The organism is Pedobacter zeaxanthinifaciens (genome assembly GCF_003313335.1).
Lineage (GTDB): Bacteria > Bacteroidota > Bacteroidia > Sphingobacteriales > Sphingobacteriaceae > Pedobacter > Pedobacter zeaxanthinifaciens.
Map to the genome: position 1 here is coordinate 367,893 of NZ_QMHP01000001.1, position 16,188 is coordinate 384,080.

18 protein-coding genes are annotated in these 16,188 nt (G+C 36.5%); 9 read left to right on the forward strand and 9 right to left on the reverse strand.

What is annotated here, in order from left to right; genetic code table 11:
• Positions 1-8: 8 nt before the first annotated feature.
• From DUT68_RS01510 to DUT68_RS01525, 4 genes are all read right to left on the reverse strand, one after another.
• Positions 9-221 (reverse strand): hypothetical protein, encoded by a 213-nt coding sequence (locus DUT68_RS01510; RefSeq protein ID WP_113635082.1) that lies wholly within the window; start codon positions 219-221, stop codon positions 9-11.
• Between the two features lie 45 nt (positions 222-266).
• Positions 267-1,064, reverse strand: a complete 798-nt coding sequence (locus tag DUT68_RS01515; RefSeq protein ID WP_157960752.1) for a hypothetical protein — start codon at positions 1,062-1,064, stop codon at positions 267-269.
• Between the two features lie 97 nt (positions 1,065-1,161).
• Entirely contained in the window at positions 1,162-1,551 is a 390-nt protein-coding gene (locus tag DUT68_RS01520; RefSeq protein WP_113635086.1) for an SRPBCC domain-containing protein, read from the reverse strand.
• A 122-nt stretch (positions 1,552-1,673) separates the two neighbouring features.
• On the reverse strand, positions 1,674-2,864 hold the full coding sequence (locus tag DUT68_RS01525) for an acyl-CoA dehydrogenase family protein (RefSeq protein ID WP_113635088.1): 1,191 nt from the start codon (positions 2,862-2,864) through the stop codon (positions 1,674-1,676).
• A 147-nt stretch (positions 2,865-3,011) separates the two neighbouring features.
• Between DUT68_RS01525 and DUT68_RS01530 the strand changes: the two genes are divergently transcribed.
• Positions 3,012-3,368 carry a dihydroneopterin aldolase gene (locus DUT68_RS01530; protein ID WP_237088234.1) on the forward strand — a complete coding sequence of 119 codons (357 nt, stop codon included), beginning with the start codon at positions 3,012-3,014 and terminating at the stop codon, positions 3,366-3,368.
• An 11-nt stretch (positions 3,369-3,379) separates the two neighbouring features.
• Here DUT68_RS01530 and DUT68_RS01535 read toward each other — a convergent pair whose 3' ends face one another.
• Positions 3,380-3,871, reverse strand: coding sequence for an acyl-CoA thioesterase (locus DUT68_RS01535; RefSeq protein ID WP_113635090.1), 492 nt, complete (start codon positions 3,869-3,871; stop codon positions 3,380-3,382).
• 78 nt (positions 3,872-3,949) lie between these two features.
• Here DUT68_RS01535 and DUT68_RS01540 point away from each other — a divergent pair, with 78 nt between their 5' ends.
• Both DUT68_RS01540 and DUT68_RS01545 read left to right on the forward strand, forming a co-directional pair.
• Positions 3,950-4,384, forward strand: a complete 435-nt coding sequence (locus DUT68_RS01540) for an Hsp20/alpha crystallin family protein (protein ID WP_113635092.1) — start codon at positions 3,950-3,952, stop codon at positions 4,382-4,384.
• A 392-nt stretch (positions 4,385-4,776) separates the two neighbouring features.
• On the forward strand, positions 4,777-6,090 hold the full coding sequence (locus DUT68_RS01545) for a nicotinamide mononucleotide adenylyltransferase (RefSeq protein ID WP_113635094.1): 1,314 nt from the start codon (positions 4,777-4,779) through the stop codon (positions 6,088-6,090).
• A 17-nt stretch (positions 6,091-6,107) separates the two neighbouring features.
• On the opposite strand, the gene DUT68_RS01550 is transcribed toward DUT68_RS01545, so the two are convergent.
• Both DUT68_RS01550 and DUT68_RS01555 read right to left on the reverse strand, forming a co-directional pair.
• Entirely contained in the window at positions 6,108-6,560 is a 453-nt protein-coding gene (locus DUT68_RS01550) for a GNAT family N-acetyltransferase (protein WP_113635096.1), read from the reverse strand.
• A gap of 128 nt (positions 6,561-6,688) precedes the next feature.
• A complete protein-coding gene (locus tag DUT68_RS01555; protein WP_113635098.1) occupies positions 6,689-7,180 on the reverse strand; it encodes a YajQ family cyclic di-GMP-binding protein in 492 nt (163 codons plus the stop codon).
• A gap of 66 nt (positions 7,181-7,246) precedes the next feature.
• Here DUT68_RS01555 and DUT68_RS01560 point away from each other — a divergent pair, with 66 nt between their 5' ends.
• The 3 genes from DUT68_RS01560 (at position 7,247) to DUT68_RS01570 (ending at position 10,881) form a co-directional block, all read left to right on the forward strand.
• Complete coding sequence (locus tag DUT68_RS01560; protein ID WP_113635100.1) at positions 7,247-7,858, forward strand: hypothetical protein; 612 nt, start codon at positions 7,247-7,249, stop codon at positions 7,856-7,858.
• 90 nt (positions 7,859-7,948) lie between these two features.
• Entirely contained in the window at positions 7,949-10,003 is a 2,055-nt protein-coding gene (ppk1, locus tag DUT68_RS01565) for a polyphosphate kinase 1 (RefSeq protein ID WP_113635102.1), read from the forward strand.
• On the forward strand, positions 10,003-10,881 hold the full coding sequence (locus DUT68_RS01570) for a Ppx/GppA phosphatase family protein (RefSeq protein WP_113635104.1): 879 nt from the start codon (positions 10,003-10,005) through the stop codon (positions 10,879-10,881). The genes ppk1 and DUT68_RS01570 overlap by 1 nt, the downstream gene beginning before the upstream one ends.
• A 42-nt stretch (positions 10,882-10,923) precedes the next feature.
• Here DUT68_RS01570 and DUT68_RS01575 read toward each other — a convergent pair whose 3' ends face one another.
• Positions 10,924-11,316: a hypothetical protein gene (locus DUT68_RS01575; protein ID WP_113635106.1), complete on the reverse strand. Its 393-nt coding sequence runs from the start codon at positions 11,314-11,316 to the stop codon at positions 10,924-10,926.
• 254 nt (positions 11,317-11,570) lie between these two features.
• Here DUT68_RS01575 and gatB point away from each other — a divergent pair, with 254 nt between their 5' ends.
• The 3 genes from gatB (at position 11,571) to DUT68_RS01590 (ending at position 14,986) form a co-directional block, all read left to right on the forward strand.
• Positions 11,571-13,040 (forward strand): Asp-tRNA(Asn)/Glu-tRNA(Gln) amidotransferase subunit GatB, encoded by a 1,470-nt coding sequence (gene gatB, locus DUT68_RS01580; protein ID WP_113635108.1) that lies wholly within the window; start codon positions 11,571-11,573, stop codon positions 13,038-13,040.
• 42 nt (positions 13,041-13,082) lie between these two features.
• Positions 13,083-14,198: a TlpA disulfide reductase family protein gene (locus DUT68_RS01585; protein ID WP_113635110.1), complete on the forward strand. Its 1,116-nt coding sequence runs from the start codon at positions 13,083-13,085 to the stop codon at positions 14,196-14,198.
• Between the two features lie 98 nt (positions 14,199-14,296).
• Positions 14,297-14,986 (forward strand): response regulator transcription factor, encoded by a 690-nt coding sequence (locus DUT68_RS01590; protein WP_113635112.1) that lies wholly within the window; start codon positions 14,297-14,299, stop codon positions 14,984-14,986.
• Between the two features lie 47 nt (positions 14,987-15,033).
• On the opposite strand, the gene DUT68_RS01595 is transcribed toward DUT68_RS01590, so the two are convergent.
• Positions 15,034-16,092 carry a helix-turn-helix transcriptional regulator gene (locus DUT68_RS01595; RefSeq protein ID WP_113635114.1) on the reverse strand — a complete coding sequence of 353 codons (1,059 nt, stop codon included), beginning with the start codon at positions 16,090-16,092 and terminating at the stop codon, positions 15,034-15,036.
• Between the last annotated feature and the right edge of the window lie 96 nt (positions 16,093-16,188).

Below are 16,188 nucleotides of genomic sequence, written 5' to 3' on the forward strand. Positions count from 1 at the left end.
CTTTGTTGTTATTTACGTTTGGATAAAGCAAAAATTGCAACGCCTGCAATTACAGCAACGCCACCAACATAAGGCGGCCAATTCACAGTTTTCTGTTTATCCGCTGAAATCTGTATCGGTCCTGCGTCAACAATTTTTTCCTTCTTGGTATAAGTAAAACCACTCCATACCAACATAATTAATCCAATTACAATTAATAATATTCCAAAAGGCTTGCCCATAATAAGTTGTTTTTTATTACGGAACAGCTACAGATATGTTTTGTTTTAGAAAGCGTAGCCTAATGTTATTTTTCCGGAGTTACTAAGCTTATTTGCGCCGCTGCTTAAAATTCCGTAAGCATTTCTTATTTTAAGATAGAAAGAAAAATCGCTAGCCAAGCCATTAATTTTCTCACTAGTATAGTTAATATTGCGCTGTAAACCTACTGTGGTTCCCAAAAACAAACGAAAGCCATACTGTCTATCTCTGTTTTTCTTTCCATACCAAATAATTTCTGTGGATCCACCTGTGGTAAATAAAGTGGTTTGGTTAGCGGCTATAGCTAACGGATCAGCTTTGGATCTTACGTTTTTTCGAAATTCGGCGTAGTTTCCTCCTTCAAAACTGAGTGAATTTTCCCAATTCAATATCCTAAACTCTGTATTGCCAGATTGTTCAGCAAATCCAACAGAGGTTCTTAATCCAAAGCCGTGGAAACCTTTTTCATAATATTCTTCACTAACTTTTCGGGTAGAGTTTTCATAACCTCTAGATGTACCACCAAAGTAAGCAAAACCGCCATAAGAGAAGTTCAGGTTTTTTAATACATGAGACCTATTGTAGTTAACGAATCCTGTGAGCATTTCTGCAGTTTCATACGGCAAAACACTGTTAGAAAAACTGCCACTAATATAGTTCTTTACTTTAACGCTGTCAGACATCATGGGTTTAGGCATGTACGAAACATCGTTTGAAACTGCTGCAGGTGTATAAAATACTGGTAAATTATTTATAGCACTTCCACAGGATTGTAGCAAAATCGCACCTGCGACTATGGCTAATAAAGAGAGAGATTTTTTCACGAATTTAGTTGGTAATAATTTGATTTATAAAAATATAAAAATAGATTTTGTTACCGTGTTAAATAATGTTAATAGCTGATAAATAGCGGAATAGTTCTTAAAGCATCTCTTCCTCAAAAAAATCTTCCAAACCACCTAAGTAATATTCTTTTATTCCTTCCGTAAAATCATCGAAATCTTCATCAGGAATATTAGTTTGTGAAAATTCTAGCGAAGTTCCTTTTTTATCGGGGTGTAATTTAATTGTAACTATAGATGGTTCGTTATCTTCACCAAAATACCATTGTTGAACAATTTTTTTTCCGTATTCAAATGATATGTTTTTGCCTACAATATCACCATCCCAAAAAGAAAATTCTGTATCTGGCAACTCTTCAAATTCTACCTCAGCGCCAGTCCATAATTGAATGCTTTGTGCTTTGGTAAGCGCTAAATAAACTTCTTCGGGAGGGGCGGGCAGGAGTATGTATTTTTTAAAAGGTTTCATCTGGATATTTTCTGTCTGTATCAGGATTTGCTTGATTTTAGGATTGTCAGGATTTCGGAGGCTTAATTTAATTTACTCTTACATTTAAAAATTAATCTTAAAATCCTGATGATGACATTATACTATTTAAACGCATTAAGACCAGTAACGTCCATTCCCGTGATTAGCAAATGCACATCATGCGTACCTTCATAAGTAACTACCGATTCCAAGTTCATCATGTGTCGCATGATTGAATATTCACCAGTAATACCCATTCCGCCAAGCATTTGTCGGGCATTGCGGGCAATATCTAAGGCAATTTCTACGCTGTTGCGTTTCGCCATCGAAATTTGTTCAGCCGTAGCTCTATTCTCGCTTTTTAATTGTCCCAAACGCCAAACCAATAGCTGACCTTTGGTAATTTCAGTGATCATTTCCGCTAATTTTTTTTGCTGCAACTGAAACCCGCCAATAGGTTTTCCAAACTGCACACGCTCTTTTGAATAGCGTAAAGCGGTGTCGTAGCAATCCATTGCGGCTCCTAAAGCGCCCCAAGCAATGCCATACCTAGCTTGGTTTAGGCAGCCCAACGGACCTTTGAGGCCTCTAATATCAGGAAACACATTTTCCTTCGGAACTTTAACATTATCGAAAACCAATTCACCGGTTGCTGAAGCTCTTAAGCTCCATTTATGATGTGTTTCAGGCGTACTGAAGCCTTCCATTTCTCTTTCCAGCACCATTCCTCTAATCTTGCCTTCCTCATCTTTTGCCCAAACCACGGCTATATCGGCGAAAGGGGCATTAGATATCCACATCTTAGCACCATTAAGCAAAAAATGGTCGCCCATGTCCTTAATGTTACTCACCATACCACCAGGGTTTGAACCGTGGTCTGGCTCAGTTAATCCAAAACAGCCCATTAATTCTCCTGTTGCCAACTTAGGGAGATATTTTTTTCGTTGTTCTTCGGTGCCGTAAGTATAAATTGGATACATCACCAATGAGCCTTGTACTGATGCCGTAGAGCGAATCCCAGAATCGCCGCGTTCAATTTCTTGCATAATTATGCCGTAAGCAGTATAATCTAAGCCAGCGCCGCCATATTCCACCGGAATTGTTGGTCCAAAAGCTCCAATTTCTCCAAGCCCTTTAATTAAGTGTCTTGGAAATTCTGCTCGTTGTGCATAATCTTCAATAATCGGACTTACTTCTTTTTTCACCCAATCTCTTACCGATGCCCTTATAAGCAAATGCTCTTCTGATAAAAGTTCATCAATTAAGTAATAGTCTGGTGATTCGTAAAGGTCTTTTCTTGAAGTATTGCTCATTTCTGTAAAGATTTTGGTTTTAAATGGTTGTCTTCCAAAGTTAGCAAAATACCGCAATCCTTAAACAAAATTTAGCTATTATTGTCCGTTAAATCATCAGTAATTAAATGTGGAGTTGTAAGTACTGCAGCAAATAAAATGGATCAAATGTATATACAAACCGTCGCTTTGCGAGATGTAAAATGCCATGCATTACATGGATATTATCCAGAAGAACAGCTAATTGGATGTTATTTTGTTGTTGATGTAGAAGTGAAATTTAACGCAAGTAGCGAAACCGAAAATTTGGATAAAACAGTAAATTACGAGGTGCTTAACCAAATCATTATTGATGAGATGGCTAAAACCCAAAAGCTGCTAGAAACCGTAGTTATGAATATTTTAAACGCAGTTAGAAGCAATTATCCATTTCTAATTAGCGGTACGGTGGGCATTAAAAAACTAAACCCACCTATGCAAGGGGAAATTGGTCATTCGTACGTCGCGTTAAGTTTTAACGTTTAATAAAACATCTGCTAAAACTGGTCTAACTGCTCAAACTCTATCATTTTAGCTCGCTCACGGGCTGGAATAGCAATAGGACTTTTGGTTTCATAGTCGTAAACCACACACACGGTTTTGCCTTTACTACAAACTACCTCTCTTCCATTAATGGTTTTAACAATAATATATTCTAGGTCGAAACTCGTAGTTCCAATCCTTGCCGTTCTAACGTAAATGCTAATTTTATCGCCTAAATGGATGGGTTTCATATAATTGATACCTGCTTTTCCAATTACTACACCAGTTTTTTTCCAATCCCATTGTATAGTTTGTTGCCAATATTTGGTTCGGGCAATTTCCATGTACGTAAAATACATCGCGTTGTTCACATGCCCCATCATATCTAAATCAGTGAAACGCATGTCAATGTCTGTGCGGTACTTAAAAATGTCGGTTTTTATTTCTATATCTGACTTTTTGTCTTTTGAAATTTCTTTTTTACGCCAAAATGTCTTAAAAATCATATTTTTTTGGATTGGAATGTAGTTTGAACAAGGATAGTTATCAATTAAAAATTAAAAAAATACACGGAGGATATAAAAATGAGCTTAGTTAAATTCAACAACAGAACCAGAAACACAGCACCTTACTTTAACAACGTATTTGATTCATTGTTTAGCGATGCATTAAATAAAAACTATGGTATCAGCAAAATGCCTGCTGTTAACATTGCCGAAACTGCTGTGAGCTACAAAATTGAGTTAGCTGCCCCAGGTTTAAATAAAGAAGATTTTAAAATTGAATTGAAAAAAGATAATTTATCAGTATGGGCAGAGAAAAAATCAGAACAAACTGAAGAACAAAAAGATTACACAAGAAAAGAGTTCGAATATCTGTCTTTTGCTAGGTCGTTCGTTTTACCTGAAGGCGTTGATACAGAAAAAATTAGCGCAGAATATGTAAATGGTGTATTGAACATCACACTAGGTAAAAAAGAACCAGCTAAAGATGAGCATAAAGAAATTGTAGTTTCATAATACAATGGTTTGATACGCCCTTAATGGGTGTGAGTTTAAGGTTGCAAGGGCACAAGTAAAATTGATGCCCTTGTTTTGTTTTTAGCCACAGATTTTTAATTATTATCCGTTCACTAATATTAGGTTGATATCTGTGCATCTGTGGCCAAACATCTCAAAGTCTTTTTCAGCCACAGATACACAGATTAATTTTTGTCTAATTCATCGAATATCAGATTTATCTGTGCATCTGTGGCCAAACATCTCGAAGTCTTTTTTAGCCACAGATACACAGATTTTTAATTCGTTAAATATCAGATTGATATCTGTGCATCTGTGGCCAAACTTGTTTAGAACCAAACCAAATTAAAACACATCATATCCTAATTAAGTGATTTTTGTAATTTTGCAGCATGCAACAGGAAACTATCGATATCAAACGCAAGGCATTAAAAATTAATTTAAACCCTAAAATCTACGGAACTTTCGCTGAAATTGGCGCCGGACAAGAAGTCTCTAGGGCTTTTTTTAACGTAGGCGCTGCTTCAGGAACCGTTGCAAAAACCATTTCTGCTTATGATATGACTTTCAGCGACGAGATTTATGGTGCTGAAGAATCTGGCAGGTATGTAAGTCAAACCCGACTTTTAAAAATGCTTGATCATGAATACACTTTGCTGATTGAGCGTTTAAAAGGAGAAAAACATAAAGACAAAACCTTTTTTGCGTTTGCTAATACAGTAACTACGTTAAACTACACTCGTACCAACGACCCTCATGGTTGGGTTGGTTTACGTTTTCAAAGCGAACCAGGCGGGCTGCCAAATGAAATTTACTTTCACGTACGCTTATTGGATACCGATGTGCAAATGCAACAGCGTGTGCTGGGCATGATTGGCGTTAATTTAGTTTACGCTGCATTTTACTATGCTAATGATCCACGAAAAATGATTGAATCATTGGTAGATAATTTGAACGTCGGTTCGGTGGAAATAGATTTGATTTCTGTACAAGGGCCAGCTTTTAAGGATGTAAATAACTTGCTGCTAAACCTTTATTTAATAGTAAAAGATTTTTCTACTGCAGCGATATTTGATTCAGATTCGCATCCTAGACAGGCGAAGGACTTGCTTTACAAAAAGGATGTGATGATTTTGCGTACCAAATACGGACAAAAATCAAATCCTAACTTTAGCTTATTTAATAAGGCAGCCGACCAGTTTAAGTTAGTAAACAAAGTGGAAGACAATAACTTAATTGTAATGATTGAGGTATTAATCACCAACGTACTTACGGCAGCACAGGAAACACCAGATGATATTGATTTAGAGGTGGTAGCAAAAAGGGCAGAAGAGATGTGTAAAACAGGTAACTTTGTAATCGTTTCCAATTTTACCCGTAAAAACAGGTTGGCAAAATACTTGGATAGATGTAGGCCTAAAAGCGTGGGGATGTCAACCAACATCAACAACTTAAAATTTGTATTTAATTCGGCTAATTTTGGTGAAAACTACACCGGACATTTGTTAAGCTATGTTAACGATATGTTTAGCAGAAATGTAAGGCTTTTTGCTTACCCATTTTTGGATAAAAAGAGCAATACAGTAATTACTACCGAAAATATGCCGGTTTCTCCAGAAGCTAAACCATTGTTCGATTTCTTGATTATGAACGGATATATCACAGATATCAAGGATTACGCTGAAGGGGAAGTAAAAACTGTTTAACCGTTATTAATCGTCTGCTAATTAGCTTCCTTAGCTTTACTGTACAAGTCTTTGAAAACAATTCCCATCTGCCGTTCGGGATGTTCTATGGCTTTGAAACCAAACTGTTCATATAGTCCATGCGCATCCAACGTAGCCAACTGGTAACGGCGTAAACCCTGCAAATCGGGATGAAAAAGCATTAATGACATTAGCTTTTTTGATAAACCTAATCCCCTGAACTCATCTAGCACATAAACATCGCATAAGTAGGCAAATGTGGCTTTGTCGGTAATCCAACGGGCAAAACCAACTTGTTGTTGTGCTTTATAAATACCAAAACAAAGTGAGTTTTCAATAGAGCGCTTTACCAAATCAAATGGAATATCCTTTGCCCAATAAGATGATATGCTCAGGTATTCATGCACAGCTTTCGCATCCACAAGGTTGCGGTCATCTGAAAATATGAATCCATTTTCTTTGATTTCCATTATATAGGTATCAGGGGTTAGGTATCAGGGATTAGTTGTCAGGCATAAATAGTTGGATATTAGCACTAATTCTGCTAACAATCGACAATTAACCAATTATCAAATTAACCAGTTATCAAATCATCAAATTAGTTTCTCATATTGATATATTGCAACGGCTGACCGAAGTCTTCAGTTCTGCAAAGCTGGATTACTTTCTGCAAATCATCAATGTTTTTACCCTGAACACGCACTTGATCTTCCATCATAGAAGCTTGGACTTTAATTTTGCTGTCTTTAATCTTAGCAACAATTTTCTTTGCCGTTTCTTTGTCGATGCCCTCTTTCACTTTTACTTCTTTTCTAATCATATTGCCAGAAGCGATAGTTTCCTTCCCGAAATCCAAACTATTTGGGTCTAAATGTTGTTTCATCATTCGAGAGATAATAGAATCAGTAATGGCTTTTAAGCGCATGTCATCTTCCGTTAATATCGTAACCACGTTCGTTTTTTTATCCAGCTCAATACTACTATTGGAAGAATGAAAGTCGTACCTGTTCAAAATTTCCTTTTTTGCATTATTAATTGCATTATCTAAGGTCTGACCGTCTATTTTGCTAACTATATCGAAACTTGGCATGTTATGATCTTTAATTTGAAAAGAATTGATAAATTTATTTTACCATACAAAAAACGCTAAAAAATTATGAAATCGAAAACTAATAAAGCAAAACCATCAAAAAAGTCGGTTAAAAAAGCAGCCAAAAAGCAATTGGAGCAAACGTTAACAGAAAAATTTCTGGATGCAATTAAAGGTTTGGGCCACAATGCCGAATCTATAGCTGCAGATGTAGCAAAAGCAAGTAAAGCGGTTGCGAAAAAAATGGCAAAAACCTTTGAGGGAGTGAAAGAGGTGGTAGGTCACAAAATTGAAGATATTACTTCATCGGCCAAGCCAGAAATTAAACAAAAAACCAAAGCAGTAAAAAAGGAAGGAGTTAAACTTGCCAAAAATATTGATAAATCGGCCACTAAAATAGTGAGGAAGGCTACAAAAAAGGCTAAACCCGTAGTAAGCAGTGTTAAGGTTGCGGCTTTGGAAACTGAAGAAAAAGTAGCGAAAGCTGTTAAAGCACCAGTTAAAAAAGCGGTTGCACAAACTAAAGCAGCGGCGAAAATAGCTACGGAAGCAGCGGCTGAAAAATCATCAGCGGTAGCTAAAAAAACAACTAGGGCAGTAGCACAAAAGGCGCCGGCAAAAGTAGCAGGAAAAACAGCAAAGGCACCTACGGCAAAAAAGCCTTCTAATGTTAAATAATTGATTTTTGTTAACTTGCAATTAATGATAAGTTAATATTAAAATTTTCTTTTTGGAAATCCCTTTTTAGGGATTTTTTTAATTCAACTAATGGCTAAACAGAAGCTTCCGTTTTTAAATAGAGAAATAAGTTGGTTGTACTTTAACGAACGTGTGCTGCAAGAAGCGGCCGACGAATCAGTGCCATTAATCGAACGTATCAAGTTTTTATCTATATTTTCTTCTAACCTTGATGAGTTTTACAGGGTACGTGTTGCATCTCTCAACCGATTGGTGAATTTAAACGATAAGGCAAAGGCCTTGCTAGGTTTCAATCCGAAAAAAGTATTGGATGAAATCAAAAACATCGTAGTAAAACATGAGCGAAAATTCGAAACGTTATTTCAAGATATTTTAATTACCGAACTTGCCCAGCAACGTATATTTATCCTCAACCACACCCAGCTTAACGTCGCTAGGGGCGAGTTTGTTCGACAGCATTTTAGGGATAAGATTTTATCTAATCTGGTGCCAATCATGATTGATGCCAATCACCCGTTTCCAGAATTGAGAGATAGGGCGCTATACTTTTTTGTGCAGTTGTCGAACAATTCCGGCAAGAGCAAAAAATATGCAATACTGGAACTTCCGGATAGCATTTCTAGGTTTTTAGTGCTGCCAGAAACCAACGATTTAAAGTTCATTATTTTACTAGAGGATATCATCAAATATTGTTTGGATGATATTTTTTACGTTTTCAACTATGCTGAAATTCTAGCCTATTCCATTCAGCTTACTAGGGATGCGGAATTAGATATCGACAAAAATGTAAGTGATAAATTTATTGAGGAGTTACGCAAAAGCATTGATAAGCGGAAAAAAGGCAAACCAATGAGGTTGCTTTACGATAGTGATATGCCCTTTGAGATGTTAAGTTTCTTGGTAAGCAAGCTTAAAATTGGTGCGGATGGCTTAATTCCTGGTAACAAGTATCACCGTTTTGGAGATTTTATTGCGTTTCCAAATGTTGGTGCGAAAGAATTGGAATATAGCCCGATGCCTGCTTTAAAGGTGAAAAACTTGCACCGTACGGAAAGCTTGTTCAAAAAGATTGCGGAGAAAGATTATGTGGTACATCTGCCATACCAATCTTACGACTACATTATTCTTTTCTTGCGTGAAGCGGCCATTGATCCAAAAGTTACGGAGATCAACATTACTTTATATAGACTGGCGGAAAACTCAAAGGTGATAAATGCGCTAATTAATGCCGCTAAAAACGGTAAAGTGGTAAACTGTTTAGTGGAATTGAAAGCCCGTTTTGACGAGAGTGCCAATATCTTTTGGACTAATAGATTGATGGAAGAAGGTGTAAACGTAAATTACGGATTGACTGACTTCAAAGTGCATTCGAAAATTTGCTTAGTTAAGCGTGTAGAAAAACGTAAAACCACGTATTATGCCAATTTAGCAACAGGAAATTTTAATGAGAAAACAGCTCGTATTTACTGTGATCACAGCATTTTCACTTGTAAAACAGAAATTACAAGCGAGCTAGTGAAGCTATTTGGCGCACTGAATAAACGTAGCGTAGCTAAAGGTTTTAAGCATTTAATTGTTTCCCCAATTGACTCAAGAAGCAGAATTTATAGTTTTATAGATAGAGAAATTAAACAAGCAAAAGCTGGGAAAGCGGCGTACATGATTTTAAAAGTTAACAGTTTGGCCGATGAAGGTATTGTGCAAAAGTTATATGAAGCCAGCAATGCAGGTGTGCAAATTAAACTCATTGTAAGAGGCATTTGTTGTTTGGTGCCTGGTGTTAAAGATTTTAGCGAAAATATTAGCGTAGTTAGTATCGTAGATCGATTTTTGGAACATGCCAGGGTCTTTATTTTTGGCAATGGCGGCGATGAGGAAATGTACCTTTCTTCTGCAGATTTGATGTCGCGTAATTTCGAACATAGGGTAGAAGTTGGTTTCCCAATCTTGGATTCGGATGTGAAACAAGAAATACGCGATGTGATTGATTTTCAACTACAAGACAACGTTAAAGCACGCATCATCGATAAAGCTAACGATAACAAATACCGCAAAAACAGGTCTTCAAGTAAAATAAGAGCACAGGTTCAAACCTATAATTACCTTAAAAATAAACACCAATAATGTTAAGATACGCCGCCATCGATATTGGCTCAAATGCCGTACGTTTACTCATTGCTGATATCAGCCATCACGAAAATCGGAATAGCTTTAAGAAAAATACCCTGGTACGCGTACCGCTTCGCCTTGGTGACGATGCTTTTTTGGATCAAAATCTCTCTGATAAAAAGATTGACGACTTGGTGAAAACAATGGTTGCCTTTAGAAACTTAATGGATGTATACCACGTTTCAGCATACTTAGCTTGTGCTACATCTGCCATGCGTGAAGCTAAAAACGGCAAATCAGTTATTGAAAAAGTAAAGAAATTAGCCAACATTGATATCGAAATTATTGAAGGGCAACGCGAAGCTAGCATCATTTATTCCAATCACATTGAGGAAAATCTCGATATTAAAAAAAGTTACTTATACATTGATGTAGGTGGTGGTAGTACGGAGCTTTCCATCTTTGTCAACAGACAACCCGTGGCTTCAAAATCGTTCAATTTAGGAACCATCCGTATTTTGGATAACCAAGATAAAGAGGAAACCTGGAATGAAATGAAAGATTGGATCAAACATCATACGAAGGAACTCAAGCAAACTGTAGGGATTGGTACAGGCGGAAATATCAATAAACTATTTCGTATGAGTGGAGAAAAAGATGATATGCCGCTATCATTTTTAAAACTCAAAAATATGTACAATGAACTGAATGCTTACTCTTTAAAAGAGCGTATTTCGGTACTCAAATTGAATCCCGATAGGGCAGACGTGATTATCCCAGCTTGCGAAATTTATCTAACGGTAATGAAATGGGCAGGTATTAAGCAAATCTTCGTGCCAAAAGTGGGAATGGTTGATGGGATTATTAACCTATTGATAGAAGAAAACCTGTAGTAGTTATAAATAAAAACCCCGAAGTAAATTCGGGGTTTTGGTTTAATGTCTTCCTTTTCCTCTATGGTGTTTCGGACCTTTATGATGCGGACCATGTTTATCAACCATAATCACCTGAGTCGTACGATTTCTTAAGTAAGGCCTAGGTTCGTTAATCACCACTTTCCTTCCTTTATATAAGTCGTAACCTCTATAGGCTCTAGGTAAAGTTGTTCTACGTACCCAACTATTTCCTTCGTAGTAAACGTAGCGCCTGGTAGGTACATGATAGTAGGTTCTAATTTCTGGCAAATAATAATATTCAACATAATCGTAACCTCTAGGGCCCCAATTAGGTTGTGCACCTATATTAATATTTAAACTAACTTGAGCGCTTGAGTTGTAAGCTGTAATTGCTACTATAGCAATAGTCAGCGTCATCATTAATCGTTTCATAACATTTAGTTCTTGTGTGTGTTAAAACTAAAACGAATACCGTGCCATTTGATTGTGTGCTATTTTCGTGTTTCAGTATTGATACAATAGCTTACGCTGATTTTCACATCATCAAAATAAGTGTAAACTTAAGCGCATCAGCTAATAAAATTGACGCAAACCCTTTGTGAAAACGGCAATTACTCCATATTTTATCCCTATATTTGAAACTAAAATACTACACTTGATATCCTTTAAAGGGATATTAGCCGATTATGAGCACAACTACAATTGCAAATGAAGTAACCGATTTCGAACTTGTTTCGGGATTAGAAATACATGTCCAGTTAAATACACAATCCAAGATATTTTGTACCGATAGCGCTGCTTTTGGTGCAGGCCCTAATGAACACATTTCAACAGTATCGTTGGGACTTCCTGGAGCTTTACCTAAATTAAATAAAGAGGTAGTAGAAAAGGCAATGCGAATTGGATTGGCACTTAACTGTGAAATCAACCAATACAATTTTTTTGATCGCAAGAACTATTTCTACGCTGATTTACCAAAAGGATATCAAATTACACAGGATAACAGTCCAATTTGTAAAAATGGGTTTTTAAGTGTTCGCTTAAGCGATGGCAGCGAGAAAAGAATAGGTATTAACCGAATTCACTTGGAAGAAGATGCAGGAAAAAGCATGCATGATCAGGATGAAAACTTTTCTTTTGTTGACTTGAATAGGGCTGGCGTTCCACTAATTGAAATTGTAACCGAACCTGATATTCGCAGTGCCGAGGAAGCGTCAGCTTTGTTAACTGAAATTAGGCAATTAGTGCGCTTCCTGAACGTTAGCGATGGTAACATGGAAGAAGGATCTTTGCGTTGCGATGCTAATATTTCCATTCGCAAAAAGGGTGATACTGCATTCGGAACGAGGTGCGAAGTAAAGAATCTAAATTCCATCCGCAATGTGCGCAGAGCGATTGATTTTGAATTTGGCAGGCAGGTAAAAGCAGTTGGCAATGGTGAACAGATTATTCAAAGTACCTTAAATTTTGATGCCGATAAAGGCACAACTTCGCCAATGCGCAGTAAGGAGGAAGCAAATGACTATCGTTATTTCCCTGATCCGGATTTACCGCCTGTAAAAATTTCAGATGAGTGGTTAGCGCAGGTTAAAGCGACAATGCCAATGCTGCCTAAACAAATTGCTCAAAATTTAGTGACCGAATTAGGTATCAATTTATCAGAAGCTGCAGTATTAGCTGATGAAAGTGCATTTTATGAATATTATGTTGCTGCCGCTAAGGAAGTTACAAATAAAAAGAGTTTAGTGAATTGGTTGCTTGGAAACATCAAAGCTATTTTGAATGAAAAGCAAATTGGCATTAACCAATATACATTGACTCCATCGCAGTTGGCGCAGGTAATCAATTTGGTAGATCTTAAAAAAATATCACAACAAAACGCCCTACAACAACTTTTGCCCGCTTTGGAAGCTGACGCAAATCAAAATGCAGAAAACTTAGCACAACAACTTAATTTATTGATAGTTGAAGATAACGCTGCGCTGGAAGGACTAATTGAAGAAGTGCTCACTAAATTCCAAGCTCAGGTTGAGGCATACAAAAAAGGAAAGAAAGGCGTTTTAGGTTTGTTTGTTGGCGAAGTAATGAAATTGGCCAAAGGTAAAGCCGATGCGAAAAGCGTAAATGAATTAATCCTAAAAAAATTGGAGCAATAGCTCAATTACTGGTAATCTCATATCTAATTCAAAAATTAAATAATGAAAAAAATAACATTGATTGTATTGGTTTTAGTAGCAGCTTTAAGCGCTTGTAAAGATAAAACCAAATTCACCATAGAGGGAAAGTTAAAAAACGCCAATATAAAAAATAAGGTGTATTTGTATGGTATGGCTAGCAATACCATGGTGTTGTTGGATTCTACCAATTTATCAGAAAATGGCGATTTTAAGTTCGTTAATACCAAGCCTGAAGCAGATTTCTTCAGAGTGAATTATTTGACCAACGAATATATTGTGATTGCAAAAAATGGTGATAAAGTTGATATCACCGCTGATGTAGCCGATAAAAATCAGCATTATACCATTGATGGTGCAGATGATGCCGCTAAACTAGCAGAGTTCAACGATTTGAAAATCAAATACCAAACGAAAATATTTGAAGTAAGTAAGCAATTTGAGGAAAAAGTAGCTGCCAACCCCGACCAAAGAGATGCACTATTACAACAGCTATCGCCGGTATACAACAACGCTTTAAATGATTTGAATCAAGCGATCATCAAATTCGCAATGGAAAACTCTAAATCTTTGGTGAGTTTTTACGCCATTAGCCTGGTTAATCCAATAGGAAATGAAAAAGCTTTGGTAGCTTATGCAGATAAAGTTGACGCAGGTTTAAAGCAGCACTCGGCAGTTAAAAATTTTGTGGAAAAAGTTGGTAGGTTAAAAGCAGTACAAATTGGTCAAACCGCACCTGATTTCACCATTCAAAGCATTGATGGTAAAACGGTTAAATTAAGCGACTACCGAGGAAAGTATGTGCTGTTAGATTTTTGGGCATCGTGGTGTGGTCCATGTAGAGCAGAAAACCCGAACGTGGTAAAAGCTTATCAAACTTACAAGGATAAAAACTTCACTATATTGGGCATTTCTTTAGATAAAGATAAAAATGCTTGGGCACAGGCGGTTAAGCAAGATAACTTAGCATGGGATCAAGTTGGTGAATTAAAAGATTTTGAAGGCGAAACAGTGAAGTTGTATCAGGTTGAGGCTATTCCAAGCTCATTTTTACTCGATCCAAATGGCAAAATCATCGCTAGAGATTTGAGGGGCGAGGAGCTTAATGCATTTTTAAACAAAACCTTACGCCAATTCTAAATCTATGTTAAAATATGGAGTAGTCTTAACAATTTATTAACTTCATTTTAACTAAATGTTGCAATTGTATACTTACTTTCGTAACAAATAAAACCGCAATGAGTACAGCTAAACAAAAGATCCTAATAGTTGATGACGAACCGGATATCCTTGAGTTAATAGAATATAACTTAAAAAAAGAGGGTTATCAGGTTTTTTTAGCCAGCAATGGTCAAGATGGTATCAATGTAGCTAAAAAGGTTCAGCCAGATTTGATTATTTTGGATATCATGATGCCGAAGATGGACGGTATTGAAGCTTGCCGTTTAATGAGGGCCATACCTGAATTTAAAAATACTTTTATGGTGTTTTTAACAGCTAGAAGCGAGGAGTATTCTGAAATAGCGGGTTTTAATGTAGGTGCAGATGATTATATTGCTAAGCCAATAAAGCCAAGAGCATTAGTAAGCCGCATCAATGCAATTTTGCGTCGTAATGCAAGTAGCGATGAGATTTCTGAAAATAGATTAGAAATTGGTGATTTGGTGATAGATAGGGAATCTTATTTAGTTTATCAAAATGGAGAAAAAGTGGTGTTAGCGAAGAAAGAATTTGAATTACTTTACTTATTAGCATCTAAACCAGGTAAGGTTTACACACGTGAATCCATTCTTAAAAATATTTGGGAAGATTCCGTGGTAGTCACCAACAGAACAATAGATGTTCACATCAGGAAATTACGAGAGAAACTCGGTGAAAATTACGTTTCAACCGTAAAAGGTGTTGGATATAAATTTGAGTTATCCTAATTGATAACAAAACGATAGCCCTGAGTTCCCCTCAGGGCTATTTTTTATTAAAGTGCCAGCTGGCTTTGTTTTCCTTTGGCTGCCTGTGCATCATCAAGTTCATATTTCGCAGCGGCATGTTTTATTCTTCTTCTGATTTTCTGTGCTAGTATTCTAGGGCCTAACACTTTCACACATTCCCCAAAACCAAGTATTTCGCGTTCCAATTCATAGTTAAGTACAACATCGATCCTAAAAACAGAGGTGACTTCTTTTTGTGCCACAAGTTGTTGCGAGTGGTGTAAAGGCTTAGTGATAATATATGGGGTAGTTGCAGCATCGAATTCTAAAATTACTTTTTGCGCCCTATCTGTAGCGTTTTTGGTAACGCCAATTAGGTCGTTGTAATATCGGTCAAAGTCAACTCCATCATAAGGTAAAAAAGGTTCATTTGGTAATTCCTGAAACTCAATAATTCGATCTAGTGCCAAATTCATTAACATGTTAGTTTTTTTGGCTCTAACAATTAAAAACCATCTGTTCCGATACTCCTTTAATAAATAGGGGTAATAAATGGTATTTTGCGATTTTTGGGCTTTGAAGGATTTGTACTCAATCAGCAGTGCTATTTTTTTTAAGATGGATTGATAAAGGGCAGGAATATATTCAGTTCCTTTAACTCTATTATTGTTTTCTAACTGAATGTAATTTCCATTTTTATGGGTCGATTTATGCAGGTTGTTTTCCAAACGAGCAATCATGTCGCTCATTTCATCGAAATAATTGAAAGCATTAAACTCTTTTAACACGCCAACAATTTCTTTCATTTTATCTACATCGGCGTTATTAATTGGCGCTTTCGTAATGCTAAAATTGGGATCTTCATAAACATAAAATCGTTTGTCCTTAACCACTATTGGTGCCTTATAACCCAACTTATCACTTCGCATCAGTTGGATATCCGCTTGTATGGTTCGCTTGCTTACGCCGGAAGTAATTCCTTCGAGTTCATAAAGCGTATCGGAAACTTTTTCGATGAGGTCTTCCAAAGTCCATTTCTTGTATCTGTTTCTTAAACAATCATCAATTGTTTTATATCTTATTAAAGCTAGTTTATTGACGGCCATATTAAAATTTTAATTGCTTTAGCAGTAGCTATGCAATAAAACTAATAAAAAATTATTCAATAATTAATTTGATCTGCGCATTGTATTTGCGCACAT